15 protein-coding genes are annotated in these 18,196 nt (G+C 69.8%); 6 read left to right on the top strand and 9 right to left on the bottom strand.

Annotated features, from left to right (window positions below; all coding sequences use genetic code 11):
- Positions 1 to 15: 15 nt before the first annotated feature.
- Together AB0C27_RS06805 and AB0C27_RS06800 are read right to left on the bottom strand one after the other, a co-directional pair.
- Positions 16 to 645: a response regulator gene (locus AB0C27_RS06805; protein ID WP_346107323.1), complete on the bottom strand. Its 630-nt coding sequence runs from the start codon at positions 643 to 645 to the stop codon at positions 16 to 18.
- Positions 646 to 648: 3 nt separating this feature from the next.
- Positions 649 to 4,842 (bottom strand): HAMP domain-containing protein, encoded by a 4,194-nt coding sequence (locus AB0C27_RS06800; RefSeq protein WP_357838948.1) that lies wholly within the window; start codon positions 4,840 to 4,842, stop codon positions 649 to 651.
- 462 nt (positions 4,843 to 5,304) lie between these two features.
- Here AB0C27_RS06800 and AB0C27_RS06795 point away from each other — a divergent pair, with 462 nt between their 5' ends.
- A complete protein-coding gene (locus tag AB0C27_RS06795) occupies positions 5,305 to 6,504 on the top strand; it encodes a SpoIIE family protein phosphatase (protein ID WP_357838945.1) in 1,200 nt (399 codons plus the stop codon).
- A 266-nt stretch (positions 6,505 to 6,770) separates the two neighbouring features.
- Here AB0C27_RS06795 and AB0C27_RS06790 read toward each other — a convergent pair whose 3' ends face one another.
- From AB0C27_RS06790 to rho, 3 genes are all read right to left on the bottom strand, one after another.
- Entirely contained in the window at positions 6,771 to 8,549 is a 1,779-nt protein-coding gene (locus AB0C27_RS06790) for a prolyl oligopeptidase family serine peptidase (RefSeq protein ID WP_357838942.1), read from the bottom strand.
- Positions 8,550 to 8,693: 144 nt separating this feature from the next.
- A complete protein-coding gene (locus tag AB0C27_RS06785) occupies positions 8,694 to 9,746 on the bottom strand; it encodes a putative RNA methyltransferase (RefSeq protein WP_357838939.1) in 1,053 nt (350 codons plus the stop codon).
- A gap of 90 nt (positions 9,747 to 9,836) precedes the next feature.
- Positions 9,837 to 10,943, bottom strand: coding sequence for a transcription termination factor Rho (gene rho, locus AB0C27_RS06780; RefSeq protein WP_357838936.1), 1,107 nt, complete (start codon positions 10,941 to 10,943; stop codon positions 9,837 to 9,839).
- Between the two features lie 400 nt (positions 10,944 to 11,343).
- Here rho and AB0C27_RS06775 point away from each other — a divergent pair, with 400 nt between their 5' ends.
- The 3 genes from AB0C27_RS06775 (at position 11,344) to AB0C27_RS06765 (ending at position 12,914) form a co-directional block, all read left to right on the top strand.
- Positions 11,344 to 11,484 (top strand): hypothetical protein, encoded by a 141-nt coding sequence (locus AB0C27_RS06775; protein WP_346107312.1) that lies wholly within the window; start codon positions 11,344 to 11,346, stop codon positions 11,482 to 11,484.
- Positions 11,485 to 11,559: 75 nt separating this feature from the next.
- On the top strand, positions 11,560 to 12,234 hold the full coding sequence (locus tag AB0C27_RS06770; RefSeq protein WP_357838933.1) for an MBL fold metallo-hydrolase: 675 nt from the start codon (positions 11,560 to 11,562) through the stop codon (positions 12,232 to 12,234).
- A gap of 194 nt (positions 12,235 to 12,428) precedes the next feature.
- The gene (locus AB0C27_RS06765) at positions 12,429 to 12,914 is read left to right on the top strand and encodes an NUDIX hydrolase (RefSeq protein WP_357838931.1); all 486 of its coding nucleotides are present in this window, start codon (positions 12,429 to 12,431) and stop codon (positions 12,912 to 12,914) included.
- On the opposite strand, the gene AB0C27_RS06760 is transcribed toward AB0C27_RS06765, so the two are convergent.
- Positions 12,873 to 14,774, bottom strand: coding sequence for a nitrate- and nitrite sensing domain-containing protein (locus AB0C27_RS06760; RefSeq protein WP_357838928.1), 1,902 nt, complete (start codon positions 14,772 to 14,774; stop codon positions 12,873 to 12,875). The two genes, AB0C27_RS06765 and AB0C27_RS06760, sit on opposite strands and share 42 nt — an antisense overlap.
- A 62-nt stretch (positions 14,775 to 14,836) precedes the next feature.
- On the opposite strand from AB0C27_RS06760, the gene AB0C27_RS06755 reads away from it, so the two are divergent.
- The gene (locus AB0C27_RS06755) at positions 14,837 to 15,262 is read left to right on the top strand and encodes a hypothetical protein (RefSeq protein ID WP_346107304.1); all 426 of its coding nucleotides are present in this window, start codon (positions 14,837 to 14,839) and stop codon (positions 15,260 to 15,262) included.
- 22 nt (positions 15,263 to 15,284) lie between these two features.
- Here the strand turns inward: AB0C27_RS06755 and AB0C27_RS06750 are convergent, their stop codons facing one another.
- A complete protein-coding gene (locus AB0C27_RS06750; RefSeq protein WP_357838924.1) occupies positions 15,285 to 15,638 on the bottom strand; it encodes a hypothetical protein in 354 nt (117 codons plus the stop codon).
- A 73-nt stretch (positions 15,639 to 15,711) separates the two neighbouring features.
- Between AB0C27_RS06750 and AB0C27_RS06745 the strand changes: the two genes are divergently transcribed.
- Positions 15,712 to 16,239 carry a DUF6886 family protein gene (locus AB0C27_RS06745; protein ID WP_357838921.1) on the top strand — a complete coding sequence of 176 codons (528 nt, stop codon included), beginning with the start codon at positions 15,712 to 15,714 and terminating at the stop codon, positions 16,237 to 16,239.
- An 89-nt stretch (positions 16,240 to 16,328) separates the two neighbouring features.
- Here the strand turns inward: AB0C27_RS06745 and AB0C27_RS06740 are convergent, their stop codons facing one another.
- Together AB0C27_RS06740 and AB0C27_RS06735 are read right to left on the bottom strand one after the other, a co-directional pair.
- Complete coding sequence (locus tag AB0C27_RS06740) at positions 16,329 to 17,291, bottom strand: 2-dehydropantoate 2-reductase N-terminal domain-containing protein (RefSeq protein ID WP_357838918.1); 963 nt, start codon at positions 17,289 to 17,291, stop codon at positions 16,329 to 16,331.
- A 118-nt stretch (positions 17,292 to 17,409) separates the two neighbouring features.
- Complete coding sequence (locus AB0C27_RS06735) at positions 17,410 to 18,141, bottom strand: glycosyltransferase family 2 protein (RefSeq protein WP_357838915.1); 732 nt, start codon at positions 18,139 to 18,141, stop codon at positions 17,410 to 17,412.
- Positions 18,142 to 18,196 lie beyond the last annotated feature (55 nt).

The raw sequence follows: 18,196 nt of genomic DNA, 5'->3' as shown, positions 1-18,196 counted from the left end.
GCGGAGCGTGGGAGATCAGGAGAGCGCGTCGAAGCCGGCGCGCAGGTGGCTCAGGCGTTCGTTCAGGTCGGCCAGCGGCACCGACAGCGCCGGATCCTGCGACTTGCGGGCCAGCTCCCTGACCCGGGCCAGCTCGTCCTCCACCGCCGTCAGCCGCCGCGACAGCTCAGGCAGCACCGACGCCTGGTCGCCCGCACCCGGCGGCAGCTCGCCGTTGAGGCGGTCGCGCAGCAGGCTCGCCTGCTCGGCCAGGCGCTTGTTCATGTTGTACAGCTCGGAGAAGACCGACACCTTCGCCCGCAGCACCCACGGGTCGAACGGCTTGGTCAGATAGTCCACGGCGCCGGCGGCGTAACCGCGGAAGGCGTAGTCGGGAGCGCTGTCGACCACGGTCAGGAAGATGATCGGGATGTTGCGGGTGCGCTCGCGCCGCTTGATGTGCGCGGCGGTCTCGAAGCCGTCCATGCCGGGCATGCGCACGTCCAGCAGGATCAGCGCGAACTCGGTGTTGAGCAGCGCTTTGAGCGCCTCCTCACCCGACCTGGCGCGTACGGGCACCAGGTCGAGTGAGCTGAGGATGGCCTCGAGGGCGATCAGGTTCTCCTCGCGGTCATCGACGAGGAGGATCTTGGCACGATCCGGCATCGATCACGACCCTTCGGCTGACGAGGCGGACGGTGAGGAGTCGGACGCGGCACCCCGTCCGCGGCTGAGCCAGCCGCGCAGGCGTTCGAGCAGGCGGTCCACGTCGACCGGCTTGGGCACGTAGTCGGACGCGCCCGAGGCGATGCTCTTCTCCCGATCGCCCCGCATGACCTTGGCGGTCAGCGCGATGATCGGCAGGTCCGCGAACTGCGGCATGCGGCGGATGGCCGAGGTCGTGGCCCAGCCGTCCATCTCCGGCATCATGATGTCCATCAGTACGAGCGCGACGTCCTCGTTGCGTTCGAGCTGCTCGATACCCTCCCGTCCGTTTTCAGCGTAGACGACGGTTGAACCGTGTCGCTCCAGCACGCTGGTGAGTGCGAAGACGTTACGGATGTCGTCGTCCACGATGAGGATCTTGGCGCCGCTGAGCGGATCGTCGCCCTGCCACTGGCTGGGCGTCTCGACCGGCGGCTCGACCAGCTCGGGCATCGGCAGGTCGAGCGGCAGCGGCGGCTCGGGCGTGGCCGCGGAGCTGTCGTCCGACGGCGGCGTCATGAGCTGGCGGCGGGTCGCCGCCCCGCCGTCGGTCGCGGCCAGCGGGCCGGTGTAGGAGGCCGGCAGGTAGAGCGTGAACGTGCTGCCCTTGCCCAGCTCGCTGTCCACGTGGATCTCGCCGCCGAGCAGCCGGGCGATGTCGCGGCAGATCGCGAGGCCGAGGCCCGTGCCGCCGTATTTCCTGCTCGTGGTGCCGTCGGCCTGCCTGAACGCCTCGAAGATGACGTCGCGCTTGTCGGGCGCGATGCCGATCCCGGTGTCGATCACCTGGAACGCCATCAGGTCGTCGGCCTCGTGCAGGGTGTCGTCGTCGAACTGGACCCCGGCCGGCGGCGTCGTGATCCGCAGTTTCACCTCTCCGCGCGGCGTGAACTTCACCGCGTTGGACAGCAGGTTGCGCAGCACCTGCTGCAGGCGCTGCTCGTCGGCGCGCAGCTCGTGGGGCACGTCGGAGTCGACCTCGACGCTGAACGACAGGCCCTTGTCCTGGGCCAGCGGCGCGAACGCGGCCTCCAGCAGATCCACCATCTTCGGCAGCGACACCTGGATCGGATGGATGTCCATCCGGCCCGCCTCGACCTTCGACAGGTCGAGCATGTCGTTGATCAGCTGGAGCAGCGCCGAGCCCGCGCTGTGGATCGTCCTGGCGAACTCGACCTGCTGCGAGGTCAGGTTGCCCTCGGCGTTCTCGGTCAGCAGCTTGGCCAGCACCAGCAGGCTGTTGAGCGGCGTGCGCAGCTCGTGGGACATGTTGGCGAGGAACTCGGACTTGTAGCGCGAGGACACCGCGAGCTGCTCGGCTCGCTCCTCCAGCGTCCGCCTGGCCTGTTCGATCTGGAAGTTCTGGATCTCGATCGCGCGGTTCTGCTTGGCCAGCAGCGCCGCCTTGTCCTCCAGCTCGGCGTTGGACCTGCGCAGCTCCTCCTGCTGGCGCTGCAGCTCGTCGGAGCGCTCCTGGAGCTCGCGGGTGAGCCGCTGGGACTCGGTCAGCAGGTCTTCGGTGCGGGAGTTGGCGATGATGGTGTTCATCGTGACGCCGATGGTCTCGACGAGCTGTGTCAGGAAGTCGAGGTGTACCTCGCCGAACGGCGTGAACGAGGCCAGCTCCAGCACGCCGAGCACGCGGTTCTCGAACAGGATCGGCAGCACCACGATCTGCGCCGGCGTGGAGCGGCTGAGCCCGCTGTCGATGGTGATGAACTGCGGCGGCACGTCGTCGAGGACGATGTGCCTGCCCTCGGCCGCGGCCTGTCCGACGATGCCCTCGCCGATTCCGAAGCGCTGGCGCGGGCCCCGGTCGGGCCGCACGCCGTAGCCGCCGATCAGGATCAGCTCGTGGTCGCCCTCGGGGTCGATGCTGTAGAAGGCGCCGTAGCGGGCGGAGACCAGCGGTGTCAGCTCGCTCATCGTCAGCTTGGCCACTTCGAGCAGGTCGCGGTGGCCCTGCATGAGCCGGGAGATGCGGGCCAGGTTGGACTTGAGCCAGTCCTGCTCCTGGTTGGCCTGCGTGGTCTCGCGCAGGCTGCCCACCATCGAGTTGATGTTGTCCTTCAGCTCGGCCAGCTCGCCCTGCGCCTCGACGGCGATCGAGCGGGTCAGGTCGCCGCGGGCGACGGCGCTGGTCACGGTCGCGATGGCGCGGATCTGCGTGGTGAGGCTCTCGGCCAGCTCGTTGACACTCTCGGTGAGCCGCTTCCAGGTGCCCTCGACGCCCTCGACCCGGGCCTGACCGCCGAGCTGGCCGTCGGAGCCGACCTCGCGGGCGACTCGGGTCACCTCGGAGGCGAACGAGGACAACTGGTCGACCATCCGGTTGACGGTGGTCTTGAGCGCCAGGATCTCGCCCTGGGCATCGACGTCGATCTTGCGGGTCAGGTCGCCGTTGGCGACCGCTGTGGTCACCTCGGCGATGTTGCGCACCTGATAGGTCAGGTTGTTCGCCATGGAGTTGACGTTGTCGGTGAGGTCCTTCCAGACGCCCGACACGCCCTTCACCCTGGCCTGGCCGCCGAGCTGCCCCTGCGTGCCGACCTCGCGGGCCACTCGGGTGACCTCGTCGGCGAAGGAGGACAGCTGGTCCACCATCGTGTTGAGGGTGTCCTTGAGCTGCAGGATCTCGCCCTGCGCGTCCACCGTGATCTTCTTCGACAGGTTGCCCTGAGCCACCGCGGACGACACGGCCGCGATCTGGCGCACCTGCGAGGTCAGGTTGTTGGCCATGGAGTTGACGTTGTCGGTGAGGTCCTTCCAGACCCCGGACACGCCGCGCACCTGCGCCTGGCCGCCGAGCTGCCCCTCCGTGCCGACCTCGCGGGCGACTCGGGTCACCTCGGAGGCGAACGAGGAGAGCTGCTCGACCATCGTGTTCATGGTCGACTTGAGCTCAAGGATCTCGCCCTGGGCGTCCACGTCGATCTTGCGGGTGAGGTCGCCGTTGGCCACGGCCGTCGTCACCTGGGCGATGTTGCGGACCTGATAGGTCAGGTTGTTCGCCATGGAGTTGACGTTGTCGGTGAGGTCCTTCCAGACGCCCGACACGCCCTTCACCTCGGCCCGGCCGCCCAGCTTGCCCTCGGTGCCCACCTCGCGGGCGACGCGGGTGACCTCGTCGGCGAAGGAGGACAGCTGGTCCACCATGGTGTTGAGGGTGTCTTTCAGCTGCAGGATCTCGCCCTGCGCGTCCACCGTGATCTTCTTCGACAGGTTGCCCTGGGCCACCGCCGTCGCCACGGTCGCGATGCTGCGCACCTGGGAGGTCAGGTTGTTGGCCATGAAGTTGACGTTGTCGGTCAGGTCTTTCCAGACGCCCGACACGCCGGTCACCTGCGCCTGGCCGCCGAGCTGTCCTTCGGTGCCGACCTCGCGGGCGACTCGGGTCACCTCTTCGGCGAAGCCGGACAGCTGGTCGACCATCGTGTTGACGGTGTTCTTCAGCTCGAACATCTCGCCCACGGCGTCGACCGTGACCTTGCGGCTCAGGTCGCCCTTGGCCACCGCGGTGGTCACCACGGCGATGTCGCGCACCTGGGCCGCCACGCGCGACGACATCGTGTTGACGGCCTCGGTGAGGTCGCGCCAGCTCCCTGACATGCCGCGCAGGTTGGCGCTGCCGCCCAGCCGGCCCTCGGTGCCCGCCTCGCGCGCCACCCTCGTGACCTCGGAGTTGAACAGCGCGAGCTGGTCGACCATGCCGTTGATGGCCTTGCCCAGACGGCGCACCTCGCCGCGCGCGGAGCGGTCGAGGTCGATCCGCCGCGACAGGTCTCCCTTGGCGACCGCGTCGATGACGTCGGCCGCGCCGCTCACCGGGCTCACCAGGGCGTCGATCAGCATGTTGACCGACTCGACGCTCTCCGCCCAGGCGCCGACGCCGGGGCCGGGCGTCAGCCGCTCGGCGAAGCGGCCCTCCTTGACCACTTCTTTACGCACGCGTACGAGCTCGTTGGCGAGGTGCTCGCGACGGTCGGCCACTTCGTTGAGCAGCAGCCGCACCTCGCTGAGAATGCCGGGAGGCGCATGAGGAACCCGCCGCCGGAAGTCGCCGTCACGCCAGGAGAAGAGAGTCTCCAGGATGGGCACGAGATCCGACTCGGTGTAAGTCCTCTCCTCCGGGCTTGGCGCGGCCTTGGCCGTGGTCATGGGGCCTCCTTCACTCGCACCTGGCTCCGGCGAGTGATTCAAGTCTGTCACGATGAGTAGCTCGTAGTCCTGCCCTTGGATTTACCCCAAGTCAGCGGGAAGTGTGGTAGGCACGGTGGGATGACTGCTTCTCCCCATGCGGTACTCGCTGCGACGTTCGCGCCCGGCGAGACCGCTGTGACGTCTGCGATGAGGTTCACGCGCGAGGTGATGACCGCGTGGGCCACCGGAGGCGTGCTCCATACCGCCGAGCAGGTCGCAGGAGACCTGACCGAACAGGTCGCTGACGAGCCGTTTGAGGTGATTTGGAAGCATTTCGGGGACGCAGTCCAAGTGGAGTTGCGGCAGCGAAACCTTTCCCAGGGCGATCCGAAACCCCCTTCTGTCAACGTAGAGGAGTGGGGAGTCACCTTTGCGGGTGATTCCCGTGTCCATTGGGCTAGGCTCACGCTACCTGGCTCCGTGGACCGGGTGGCCGCCGAATGGCTGGAGGAGAGCAGCAGAGGGCCCCACTGGCTGGGGTTTCTCGCCGACGCCAGCGACCTGCTGGCGGGCACCCTCGACCCCGACATGGTGCCGGCCATCATCGCCCAGGTCGTGGTGCCGCGCCTGGCCAACTGGTGCGCCGTCTACACCTCCGCCAACTCCGGGCCGCTGCGGCTGGTCTACCTCTGGCACGCCGACGAGGCCAGGATCGACGGCCTGCGCGAGCAGCTCGCCGGGATGGACATCGACGCCGCCGACACCAGGGTCACCTCCACGATCCATCTGCCCGACTCGCAGGTGCTGGCCGTGCCGCTGACCGCGCGCGGGCGTGGCCTCGGCATGATGTGCCTGGGCCGGCCCGACCGCTTCCCCGACGAGGTCATCCAGTTCGCCGAGGACATCGGCAGGCGCGCCGCCCTCGCCATGGACAACGCCAGGCTCTACGCCCAGCAGGCCGCCGCCAACCGGGCGCTGCAGCGCAGCCTGCTCCCGCCCAACGAGCCCGAGGTCCCCGGGCTCGACTACGGCGTCATCTACGAGCCCGCGGGCGAGGCCAACGAGGTCGGCGGCGACTTCTACGACCTGTTCAAGGCGGGCGACGACTCGTGGCGCTTCGCGATCGGCGACGTCTGCGGCACCGGCCCCGAGGCCGCGGCCGTGACCGGGCTGGCCCGCCACACGCTGCGACTGCTGGCCCGCGAGGGCTACGGCGTGGCCGCGGTGCTCGGCCGGCTCAACCAGGCGATCCTGGAGGAGGGCGAGCGGGCCAGGTTCCTCACGCTGCTCCACGGCGACATCACGCCCGTGCCCGACGGGCTGGAAGTGCGTCTGGTCTCGGCCGGTCACCCCGAGGCCCTGCGGCTGCGGCCGGGCGGCAAGGTCGAGGCCGTGACCACGCCGCAGTCGTTGCTCGGGGTCTTCCACGAGGTCATGTTCGAGGCCGACACCATCCATCTGGACCCCGGTGACGTGCTGCTCGCGGTGACGGACGGGGTGACGGAACGGCGCTCGGGCGGGCGGCTGCTCGACGACGACGGCGGCCTGGCCAAGCTGCTGGCCGAGTGCGCCGGGCTGTCGGCCAGGGCGGTGGCCGAGCGCATCCGCAGGGGCGCGGCCGACTTCGCCTCCGAGCCCAGCGCCGACGACCTGGCCATCGTGGTCCTGCGCGCCCGCTAGATCGGTTCGCGTGCCGCTGTGGCTCCACGCCGGGGGCGTGGGGTCGTGCGGGGGTGCCGTGGTCCTCACGGGCGCGGGCGGTCCTGGGATGTCGCCGACCGGCTCGGGCCCTTGGGGGTGGTGCTCATGGTGTGCCCTCCGGCTACTTGCGGTGGCCGTGATGATGACAGGCGGAACGGCCGCTGGTCAAGGGCATGGTCAGGGAGCACACGGGCCTGAGGACAGCATCCGGAAGCGTGCGGCCGGGAGGTCGGGGCCCGGGAGGGTCAGCCCACCGGCCGCCAGGCCGGGCTCACGTGCTTGCGGGCGAACTCCAGTTGCAGCGCCGTCTGCGCGAGCCGTTCGGCCACCACGAGCGCGCCCCGGACGGAGTCGTACATGTAGACCTCGTGTTCGAGGCCGTTCTCCGCCAGCTTGGCCACGTACTTCTCGATCTGGCGCAGCGGGCAGCGCGCGTCGTTGTCGCCGGCCAGGATCAGCAGCGGGCTCTTGACCTGGTCGACGTAGGTGATCGGGGAGCTGGCCGCGTACCGTTCCGGCTGCTCGTCGGGGGAGCCGCCGAGCAGGGCGCGGTGGAAGGCGCGCAGGCTCTCGGCCTCGTCCTCGTACGACGTCTGGTGGCAGGCGATCGGCACCGCGGCGATGCCGCACGCCCACAGGTCGGGCTGGGTGCCGAGGCCGAGCAGGGTGAGATAGCCGCCCCACGCCGAGCCCGCCAGCACCGTCCTGGCCGGGTCGGCGATGCCCTGGTCGACCACCCACTGCCGGACGGCGGCGACGTCCGCCAGCTCGATGTGCCCGACGTCGCCGTGCAGCGCGTCGCGCCAGGCCGAGCCGTAGCCGGTCGAGCCCCGGTAGTTGACCCGCACCACGGCGAAGCCGGCGTCCACCCAGGCGGCGACCTCCGGCGAGAACGCGTCGCGGTCGTTCGAGGTCGGGCCGCCGTGCAGCAGGAACACCGTGGGATACGGCACGGCGCCGGTCTCCGGCCTCGAGACCAGCGCGTGGATGCGGCCGCCCTCGCCCTCGACGTCCACGTCCTCGACGGGCACGCTCGGCGGGGCGGGCGGGCCGCTGGGGTTGACCACGACCTGGCCGGTGCTCGACCGGATGACCGGCGGGCGCGAGGCGCTCGACCACGAGTACTCGATCTGGCCGCCCGGCCGGGGAGCGGCCTCCTCGATCACGCCGTGCGGGGTGTCGATGAGGGTCAGGCCACCGCCGGCGAGGTCGTAGCGGTGCAGGTAGCTGCGGCCGCGGTCGTCGCGCAGGATGAGCAGGCCGCGGCCGTCGTCGTACCACTCGGCGTTCAGGTCACCGGAGTCGCGCAGCCAGATCTCGCGCTGCTCGCCGGTGACCGGGTCCCAGACGAGGGGCTCGTGGCGCTGGCGGCGCTCGTGCAGCGCCAGCAGGCGCCGGTCGCCGACGACCGGGGCGAACGCGAGGCCGGTCACGCCCTTGCCGACGCCGTCGTGCAGCTCGCCGACCGTGCGGCCGTTCTGGCGGACGACGCGCAGGGCCGGGTGGCGGAAGTCGCCGTACTCGCCGTGGTTGATGGCGATCAGGGAGCCGTCGAGTGACATGGCGGCCACCCACGCGGCCTCCGTGTGCTCGTACAACAGCTCGGTGGGCTCGCCCTCGCGGACGAGGTGGACGCGGAAGGCCCGCTCGGCGGCCAGGCTGATCGCGGCGACGCCCGTCGTGGACAGGGCGATGCCGCCGGGCTGGCCGGGCGGCAGGTCGGGGGCGACCGGCTCGTCGAGGCCGCCGGTGAACGGCTGGCGCCGCCACTCGCCGAAGTCGGCGCCGGTGTCGGCGAACCAGTAGATCCACTGGCCGGTGGGGTCGATGGCGGCGTACGCGGTGCCCATGGGCCGGTCGGTGACCTGGCGGGTGGTGCCGGTCAGCCGGTCCCAGGCGTAGACCTCCCACTTTCCCGTGGCGTTGGAGCGGTAGATGGAGCGGTTCGGGGCCTGACGCGCCCAGGACGGCAGCGTCATGCGCGAGGCCCGGAACCTGGCCTGCCAGCGTTCCTCCGCCTTCATCCGACGCGCCCCCTCCCTTGAGTGACCCGCGCCTCCCGGCGCGGGATGCCGTCCAGTATTGCGCCTGCGTCGGGGAAATACTCCAAGAATGTGGGGGAATTTCGGACTAAATGCCCCATCAGTAACACCGGTCGCACATGCCCGTCAAGCAACGGGTCTTGATCGGGGGGCCGGTTCGAAGATAGACAGCTGGAACGCCGCACGCGTCACCACTTTTCGCTGTCCTTCTGTGACGTTTCGAGCGACAAATGCGGCGATTCGCTCATCAAGCCCGGCCGGCTCGTTATGCCATGCATTCGGTCCCATCCCGATGACTTTGGCGATGTCGCCATGTTCCAGTTCCATCTCGAACGCGATCGAGCGCCGCTCCGACTCGGCGAAACCGTCCAGGCTGCGAGCCACCCTGCGCTCTTTCTCCTCATCGACCGAGAGCAGGCCGAGTTCCTCGACCAGCGGGCTGAGATGCGACGGTGCGGGGGTGACGACGACCGCGACGCCGCCGGGACGCAGGATCCGTCGGAACTCCGGCCCGTTCCTGGGCGCGAAGACGTCGATCACCACGTCGGCCACCCCACTCCTGATGGGAAGCGGACGCCACACGTCGGCCACGAACGCCCCTGCCCTCGGATGCACCCGTGCCGCCCGGCGTACAGCGTGCTTCGACACATCGAACGCCATCCCGATGCCATCGTTGATCGCGGTGAGCACAGCCGCCAGATAGTGTCCGGTGCCCGTGCCCGCGTCGACGATCACCGGCGCGGCCCTGCCCTCCGCGCGACGATCTTCGACGAAACCCGGTTCTCGCCCGGGACCACCTTGTCCCACGCCGAAACCGGCCTCCACTCCCGCAACACGGTACGCCCTCAACTCCCCGCCGTCATTCGTTTCGGTAGAGGACTCATGTTTTTCGGGAACGTTGTCGCTTGCCGTATATGTTCGCGCTGCTTCCGAGGCTGCTTCGGCAACCGCGTCCGCGAGCGGCGCGTAGTGGCCCCGGTCGAGGAAGGCGGCCCGCGCGGCCACCATTTCCTGGCTGTCGGCGGTGCCCGGCGGCCGGTTTCCGACCAGCAGGCTCACGTATCCCTGCTTGGCCACGTCGAACGAGTGGCCTGCGGCGCATCGCAGCGTGCTCCCGTCGAGCCGCACGTCGGCCCGGCAGACAGGACAGATGAGGTAGTCGACGATGTCAGCCAGCATGCGGCCCATTGTCGTGCACCGTCCGTCGTGCACCGTCCGTCGTGCACCGTCCGTCGTGCACTGTCCCGTACGCAGGCGCGTGAGGCGTGCTCAGGCGGCCTGCGCTTCAAGGAGGAAGGCGGCGTTGGAGGGGGTGGAGCGGAGCCGGTCGACCAGGACTTCGAGGCCCTGACGCTTGTCCAGCGAGGCGAGCATGCGCCGCAGCCGCCAGACGACCTGCCGCTCCTCGTTGTGGAGCAGGATCTCCTCGCGCCGCGTGCCCGAGGACTCCAGGTCCACGGCCGGGAACAGCCGCCGCTCCGCCAGCTCGCGGGTCAGGTGCAGCTCCATGTTCCCCGTGCCCTTGAACTCCTCGTACAGGCTGTTGTCCATCCGCGATCCCGTGTCCACGAGCGCGGTGGCGAGGATGGTGAGCGAGCCGCCGCCCTCGACGTTGCGGGCGGCGCCGAAGAAGCGCTTGGGCGGATACAGGGCGGCGGCGTCGATGCCGCCGGTGAGCACGCGCCCGCCGCTGGGCGCCACGTTGTTGTAGGCCCGTCCCAGCCTGGTCAGCGAGTCGAGCAGCAGGACCACGTCGCGTCCCGACTCCACGAGCCGCTTGGCCCGCTCGACGGCGAGCTCGGCGACGGCGGTGTGGTCGCGGTCGGGGTGGTCGAAGGTCGAGGCGAAGATCTCGCCGCTGATGGAGGCGCGCATCTCGGTGACCTCCTCGGGCCGCTCGCCCACCAGCACCACCATCAGGTGCGCCTCGGGGTGGTTGCGGGTGACGCCGGCGGCCAGCGCCTGGAGCACCATCGTCTTGCCGGCCTTGGGCGGCGCCACGATGAGGCCGCGCTGGCCCTTGCCGATGGGGGCGAAGAGGTCGATGACGCGGGTGCTGAGCGACTCGGTCTCGACGTTGAGCCGCTCGGTCGGATGGACGGGGGTGAGCTCGGCGAAGTGCGGCCGGTCGCGCCAGTCGTCGGTGCCGTTGACCGACTCGACGCCGACGAGCTTGTTGCCGGCGAAGGAGGCGACGACGTGGTCGCCGGGGCGCAGGCCGTACTGGCGGGCCTTGTCGGCCTGCAGCCGCATATCGCCGGGGCCGGGGAGTTGCCCGGCCCGGATGAAAGCGGATTTGTCGCGCAGGTCGAGCAGGCCGCTGACCTGCTCAACCGGCACGGCGGAACGCTGCCGCGGAATGGTTTGCACAGACATGATGGAACCCCTCAGGGAAAACGCGCCTGAGCCAGGTGAAGGCCCGGCGAAGGATGAAGACGGCTGGGCCCGAGGAAACGGGGCCGAACCTGATGAAGATCGGCGGAGCTGGAGCTCTACGCCTGGTGGCAAAGTACCACATCTTCCGGCCCATACAACGCCTAGCCCTCTTGGGCTATTCCCGGGCGGTTCTGGTGTGTTGAGCCGCGTCTCCCGGGCAGGTGCGTGACAATGTTCTTCTCGGCACCGAACGGCGAGGAAAATTACCGCACTCCGGTGTACCGAAAGGCGCAGAACCCCCATCGACGCGGCGTCATCGTGTCAAGTGGCATGCAGGATCTCTGCAACTCGATGAGGGTTCCATAGGAACCGACAGAAAACTCCTTGGGGGAGCAGCATCATGAAGACCGTCAACTGCCCGCGCTGTCACCACGAGCTCGACGAGGGCCCGATCATGTACCGGTGCGCACACTGCCGCCGCGCCGTCTTCGCGGCCGACGTCGAGAACGAGTACGTTCCGCGTCAGCCCGTCGCCGCCTAGTCTGGCCGGGTGCCACACAAGCCGATAACCGTGTCGGGCGTCGAAGTGACGCCTCTCTGCGACGCCGTGGGTCCCATGGGAGCGGCCATCCGCCGCCCGCCGGCGACGATGTTCGCCGGGTCCGCTCTTCCCGACGAGCCGTGGGTCCTGCACTTCCACTGCTATCTCATCCGTGCGGCGGACGGACGGCTGACCCTGGTCGACACCGGCATCGGCGCCGCGGACTCCCCGGCCGCGAGCTGGGCGCCGGTCCCCGGCACCTTGGCGGGTGAGCTGGCCGCCGTGGGCGTCGAGCCCGCCGAGGTCACCACCGTCATCCTCACCCACCTGCACAGCGACCACGCCTCGGGCGCGATCGCGGACGGCGGGCCGGCGTTCGAGAACGCCCGCTACGTCGTGCAGCGGGCCGAGCTGGACGCGGCGAGCGGCCCGATGCTCGACGAGGTCGTCACCACCATCAAGGGGCAGCTCCACGTCGTCGAGGGCGACGCCGAGGTCGCGCCGGGCGTCCACGTCCACGCCGCCCCCGGGCACACCCCCGGCCATCAGATCGCCCGGGTGGGCGAGGTGGCCATGACCGGCGACCTGGTCCTGCATCCCGTGCAACTGGCGGATCCGGGCATCCGCTACCTGTACGACGACGACCAGGAGGCGGCCGCGCGCACCCGGACCGAGGTGCTCGACCGGCTGCGGGCCGAACACGCCATTCTCGCCACCGCCCACTTCAGCGAGCCGTTCCTGCGCCTGTGAGCGTGCCTGTGAGCGCGCCCGTGAGCGCGCCTCTGAGCGGGCCTGTGAGCGGGCCTGTGAGCGGGCCTGTGAGCGGGCCTGTGAGCGGGCCGTTCCCGCGTCCGTGAGAGGGCCGGGCGGGCTTGACGCCACGGAATCGCGACCCGCCACGGCGAAGCCGCGGGCGTCGCCACCCGCTCTGCCATAGTGCCTTTGTGAGCGATGACTTCTGGACCACGGTGCACCGCGCCATCGCGGGGGCGTCGGCGTACATCACCGACGAGCACGGCCGCGTGCTCCTGGTCGATCCCAACTACAGGGAGCACTGGTCGTTCCCCGGCGGCATGGTCGACGCCGGCGAGCATCCCGCGCAGGCGTGCGCCAGGGAGGTGGCCGAGGAGGTGGGCCTCTCGGTCGAGGTCGGCAGGCTGCTGACCGTGAGCTGGGTCGACGGGCTGCCCAACGTGCCCTACCCGGTTGTCACCTTCATGTTCGACTGCGGCGAGATCCCGTCGGGCACGCCGATCTCGCTGCAGGCCGAAGAGCTCGACGACTACGGCTTCTTCACGGTGGAGGAGGCGGAGGGGCTGCTGGCCGGCCACGCGTACGAACGCCTGCTGGCCACCGCCGCCGCCCGCGCCTCCGGCGGCCTGACCTACCTACCGCCCGGCCATCGCGGGCTGGTCGGCCAGGAGAGCTGACGGCAGCGCGACCATGGCGGCCAGGCCGCCGTACGGCGACGGCGCCAGGGTCACCTTGATGCCGTGCCTGGCCGCCAGCCTGGAGACCACGAAGAGGCCGAGCCGGTCGCTCTGGGCCAGGTCGAACTCGGGGGTCTTGGAGAGGCGGTCGTTCAGCTCGTCCAGCTCGGTGCGCGGCAGTCCCAGGCCACGGTCCTCGATCTCCACCATGAGCCCGTGCGGGGTGGTGCCGCAGCGCACGTCCACCCTGGTCTGGGGCGGGGAGAAGAGGGTGGCGTTCTCGATCAGCTCGGCCATGAGGTGGGCCACGTCGGTGACCGCCGCGCCGACCAGCGCGACCGGCGGCGGCTGCACCACCTCGACCCGCTCGTACTCCTCCACCTCCGCCACGGCCGCGCGCAGCACGTCGTGGATCGGCACCGGGTTGCGCCAGCCCCGGCCGGGGGTCTGGTCCGACAGGATGATCAGGCTCTCCGCGTGCCTGCGCATGCGGGTGGTGAGGTGGTCGAGCTTGAACAGGTCCGCCAGCGTCTCTGGCGCCTCGGTGGCCCGCTCCATGCTGTCGAGCTGCAACAACTGCCGGTGCAGCAGCGACTGGTTGCGCCTGGCCAGGTTCACGAACACCTGGCTGACGCCGTGGCGCAGCCTGGCCTGGTCCACGGCGGCCTCCACGGCGGTGGACTGGACGTCGTTGAACGCCTTGACGATGTCGACGATCTCCGACGTCTGCGCCTTGACCTCCAGCGGCGCCACCTCCTCGGCCGAAGGCGGCCCGGCGTCGCCGCGCAGCCGCTTGACCAGCCCGGCCAGCCGTACGTCGGCCAGCTCCGTGGCGGCGTCGCGCAGCCCGGCCAGCTCTCGCACCAGGCGCTTGCGGAAGCGCAGGGAGATCATGATGGAGGCGATGACCGCGATCAGGCCCACACCGCCGGCGATGCCCAGCTTGACCAGCATGCCGATGGCGGTCGGGGTGACCCGCTGGGTGATGCCCCGCACGGCCAGCGCCTGGTCGCGCTCGACGGCGTTCCACAGGTTCTGGGCGTCGACGGGCCAGGTGGCCGCGCTCGCGGGCAGCCCGTTGACGGTCGCGGGCCCCTTGATGTCGTCCTCGGTCCGCAGGAACTCGGTGTAGACGGGAGCGGTGGACAGCTTCTCGTACGGCCCGCGCAGGCTGGAGTCCAGGTGCGACAGCGCCTGTGTGAAGAGCAGCCGCCTGGTGGCCGCCATCCCGGTGAACGCCTCCCGCTCGCGCGGATCCACCTGGCCCTTGGCCAGCACGATCGCGATCAGCGCCTGCTCCCTGGACAGCAGGTCCTTGGCCTCGCCCATCATGGTGACCGCTCTGGCCTGCTGGTAGAGGACCATGTCGGGCACCAGGACCATGGCGTCGTACATGCGGAAGGACGCGTCCACGATCTGGCTGTAGCCGTCGATGACGTCGAGCGGCGCGACGAGGGTGCCGTCCACCTCGCGGCGGAGGTCGGCGAGCTGGTCGAGCTTGCCGAGCAGCAGGTTGAGCTGCATGGTCATCGGGGGCGTCAGCTCGTGCTGCTGCTTGGCCAGCGCGCGGAACGCGTGCACGGCCCGGTCGGTCCTGCCGCGCTGCCTGGCCACCTCGTTCGCGCCCTGACCGGTGACCAGGAACTCCACCGAGGCCAGCCGCTCCTTCTGCAGGTCGATGTTGATCTGCTCGGACGGGGCGGCCAGATTCGTGGCCATTTCGTTGATCGCGAGCAGGCGGACGCCGTCGCCGCCGGTCAGACCGGCCGCGAACGCCCACAGACCCACCAGGGACAGCAGCGGGACGAGCAGGAGGATGAGGAGTTTGAGTGCGATGGGACGGCCACGCGTGGGGGGCATGCGACCTCCGGGTGCATGATGAGATCGCCTCGCAGAGTACACCCCCCTTTGGAAGGATTTCTGTGCGTCTTCCGCGTTCTTTCTCCGGCTGGACCATGTGGGTCTTCGGCGTGCTCGCCTTCGCGCTCGGCCTGCTCGGCCTGATCTCACCCGGAACCCTGCTCGTCATGCTGGGCTTCGAGGTGCTCGACGTCAGGGCCGCCGGGGACTACACGCTGGTCTATATGGCCGCCTCGTCCATGGCGGCCGTCAACATGGGCGTCTACTACGTCTTCGCCGCGGCGGCCGACTACACGCCGTTCTTCCGCTGGACGGTGCCGTTCCGGCTGGTGACGTTCACCGTCTTCACCACGCTGGTGGTCACCGGCGCGGCGCCCGCCGAGTTCATCGGCGTCGGGCTCTGGGAGGGGCTGGGGGCGGTGATCACCGGGATCGCGCTCTGGCGCGAGGGCAAGCTGCTGCCCTCGCGCCAGGTGGCCGACGCCTAGATTCGCTCGGCCGCACGGCTGCCTACTGTTGCTCGCCGCGGGCGACGAGATGGTCGCCGTCGGACGCGGTGTGCTCGCGCTCCAGCTTCCGCTCCAGGTCGCGCTTCTCCTCCTCCAGCTGGGCCACCCGGCTGGAGGTCTCGGCCCTGGCGCTGCGCAGCCGGCGGCGCTGCCTGGCGGTCCTGCGCGAACCCGAGCCCATCAGCCACAGACCCAGCAGCAGCACGGCCGCGGCGGCCGCCCCCGCCAGGAACATGCCCACGTGGTTGAACTCGAAGGTGTAGCCGAACAGGATGTACCTGGCGCTCTCTTCCGAGAGCACCAGGGCGAAGGCACCGCCGGCGAGCAGGATCAGGATCAGTCCCAATACGATCATCCAACTCACCCCTTGTCGTAAGAGGGGTCTCCCCTGCCCCTAGATCGACGGTCCATGCGCGAAAATGGCGCTCATGAGACCTGAGCAGGGGGAAGTGCTGCATTTCTCGGAAGACCCCACCATCGAACGGTTCGTCCCGCACGTGGCGCCGACCAGCGTCCGCAGCGAGCCCTACGTGTGGGCGGTCGGCTCGGAACGCTGCCCTGACTACTGGTTTCCGCGCGCCTGCCCGCGGGCGATGGCCTGGGTCGGCTCCCGCACCACCGAGGAGGACCGGGACAGGATCATCGGCTCGGGATGCGGCGAGCGGGTGCACGCCATCGAGTACGGCTGGCTGAAGGCGATCATGGACGTGCGGCTGTTCGCCTACCGCCTGCCCGCCGGCACCTTCGCGCCCATCGGGGACCCGCCGCACGCGGTCGTCTCGACCGTCCCCGTGCGGCCGCTGGGCCCGCCCGAGCCCGTGCGGGATCTGTTCGAGCTGCACGAGGAGGCGGGGATCCAGCTCAGGGTGCTGGACAATCTGTGGCCGTTCTGGAACGAGGTGACGGCCAGCACCCTGGAGTTCAGCGGGATCAGGATGCGCAACGCGCGCCGGTGAGCGGGACCAGGGTGCGGGACGCCCGCCGGTGAAGGGGCAGGGTGCGGGATACCCGCCGGTGAAGGGGATCAGGGCCGCGACCGCACCGATCAGACCGCGGAACGCTCCTCGATGAGGGCGAGCAGGCTCTGCGCGGGCATCGAGCCGGGCGGCAGCTTCTCGCGGGCGACCCGGTTGGCCTCGCGCCTGAGCACCTCGTTGACCGGCGCCGGGACGCCGTGCTCACGGCCGATGAGGACGATCTCGCCGTTGAGGTAGTCGGTCTCGATCGAGCCGCTGCCCCTGGCCAGGCTCTGCCAGGACGATCCGCCGGTGCGCTCCATGCCCTCGATGGGAAGGATGTCCACGTTGTGGCCGCGTACCTCGGCCTCGTCCTCGGGGGTGGCGTACGGGATGCCGGCGGCCTCCAGCACGTGCTTCGCCTCGGTCCTGGACAGCCGGGCCACCTCGGTGCGCTCCGGCGCCTGGCCGATGAGCGCCTCGACGGCGTTGCCCAGGTTGCTGAGCAGCTTGCCGTACTTCCAGCGCATCACCTCGGGCGAGCTGCGGGCCAGGAGGCCGTGCTTGCCTAGGTCGGTGACGATCTGCTCGCCGAGGTCGTCCACACCCTGTGGATAGCGGCCGACGTGCAGCATCCCCGAGTACGGGTGCCCGGAGGCGGCGATGGCGCCGGGGTGCGGGATCTGGGCCGGCAGCCACACGCACATGCCGTAAACCCGCTCGAACCGCCGCAGCGCCATGCGCTCGTTGGCCACGCCGTTCTGGGCGCACACCACCGGCAGGTCGGAGGACCAGGGGGCCAGCGCGGCGATCGTGTCCTGCGACTTGGTCGCCACGATCAGCACGTCGTCATCGCGCGTGGGCACGGGACCGTCGGCGGCGGGGACATGGAGGGTCTCGTCGGAATCGGGCGTGACCAGGCGCAGCCCCTCATGCTTGAGGGCCTCGTAGTGAGGCCCTCGCGCGATGAGCAGCACATCATGCCCGCCCTGGTGAAGGCGGGCTCCGATCGTGCCCCCGACTGCTCCTGCTCCGATCAGTATGTAACGCATTACCCGAGGATGTCACTCCTCACTTGCCACGTGCCACCGGGGCCCTGCGCCGTCACCTGGCGGGTGTCGTCCGGACCTGGGGCCGTCATCTGGCGGATGTCGCCTGCGCCCGGTGCCGTCACTTGGCGAGGGCCACTTGGGCGGCCTGCGCCGTCACGGCGGTCCCGCGGGTGCGCTCGCGCCAGATCGTCCTGAGCACGCGCCAGCCGTCGCGCACCGCGTGCAGGTTGCTCACGCCGTGGATGCGGGAGCGCTCGTGACTGGGGACCTCGCGGATGACCAGGCCGGCCTGGGCGGCGCGCACGTTCATCAGCGTCTCGATCTCGAAGCCGTCGCAGTCGAGGTCGAGCACGTCGAGGTGGCGGGCCCAGAAGGCGTTGTAGCCGTAGCAGAGGTCGGTGTAGCGGGTGCGATAGAGGACGTTGGTGATCCCGGTGAGGACCTTGTTGCCGAGCGAGCGGATCGGACTGAGGTCGTCCGAGCCGCCACCAGGGGCGTACCTGGAGCCCTTGGCGAAGTCGGCGCCGTTGATGAGCGTGGCGACGAAGGAGCGGATCTCCCTGCCGTCGGTGGACCCGTCGGCGTCGATCATGACGATGATGTCGCCCCGCGCGGCCTGGAAGCCCTCGATGAGCGCGTTGCCCTTACCGCGCCTCGTCTGCACGACGACCCGGAGGTCGGGGCGCAGCCTGCGCGCGACGGCGATGGTGTCGTCGGTCGAGTTGCCGTCGACCAGGATCACCTCGTCGATCCAGTCGGGCAGCGTGGCGAAGACATGGGGAAGATTCTCGGCCTCGTTCATCGCGGGGACGATGACACTGACGCTGGCGGCGAAAGGCTGCTTGTTCATGTAAGTAAGGATCTCCCGAACGCATGCAGTCCGCTTGAAAGCGCCTTGCATAGAT

The sequence above is a fragment of the Nonomuraea sp. NPDC048882 genome, assembly GCF_040649755.1.
Lineage (GTDB): Bacteria > Actinomycetota > Actinomycetes > Streptosporangiales > Streptosporangiaceae > Nonomuraea > Nonomuraea maheshkhaliensis.
The sequence above is the reverse complement of the archived record's forward strand: the minus strand, read 5'-3'. Positions and strand labels throughout refer to the sequence as shown.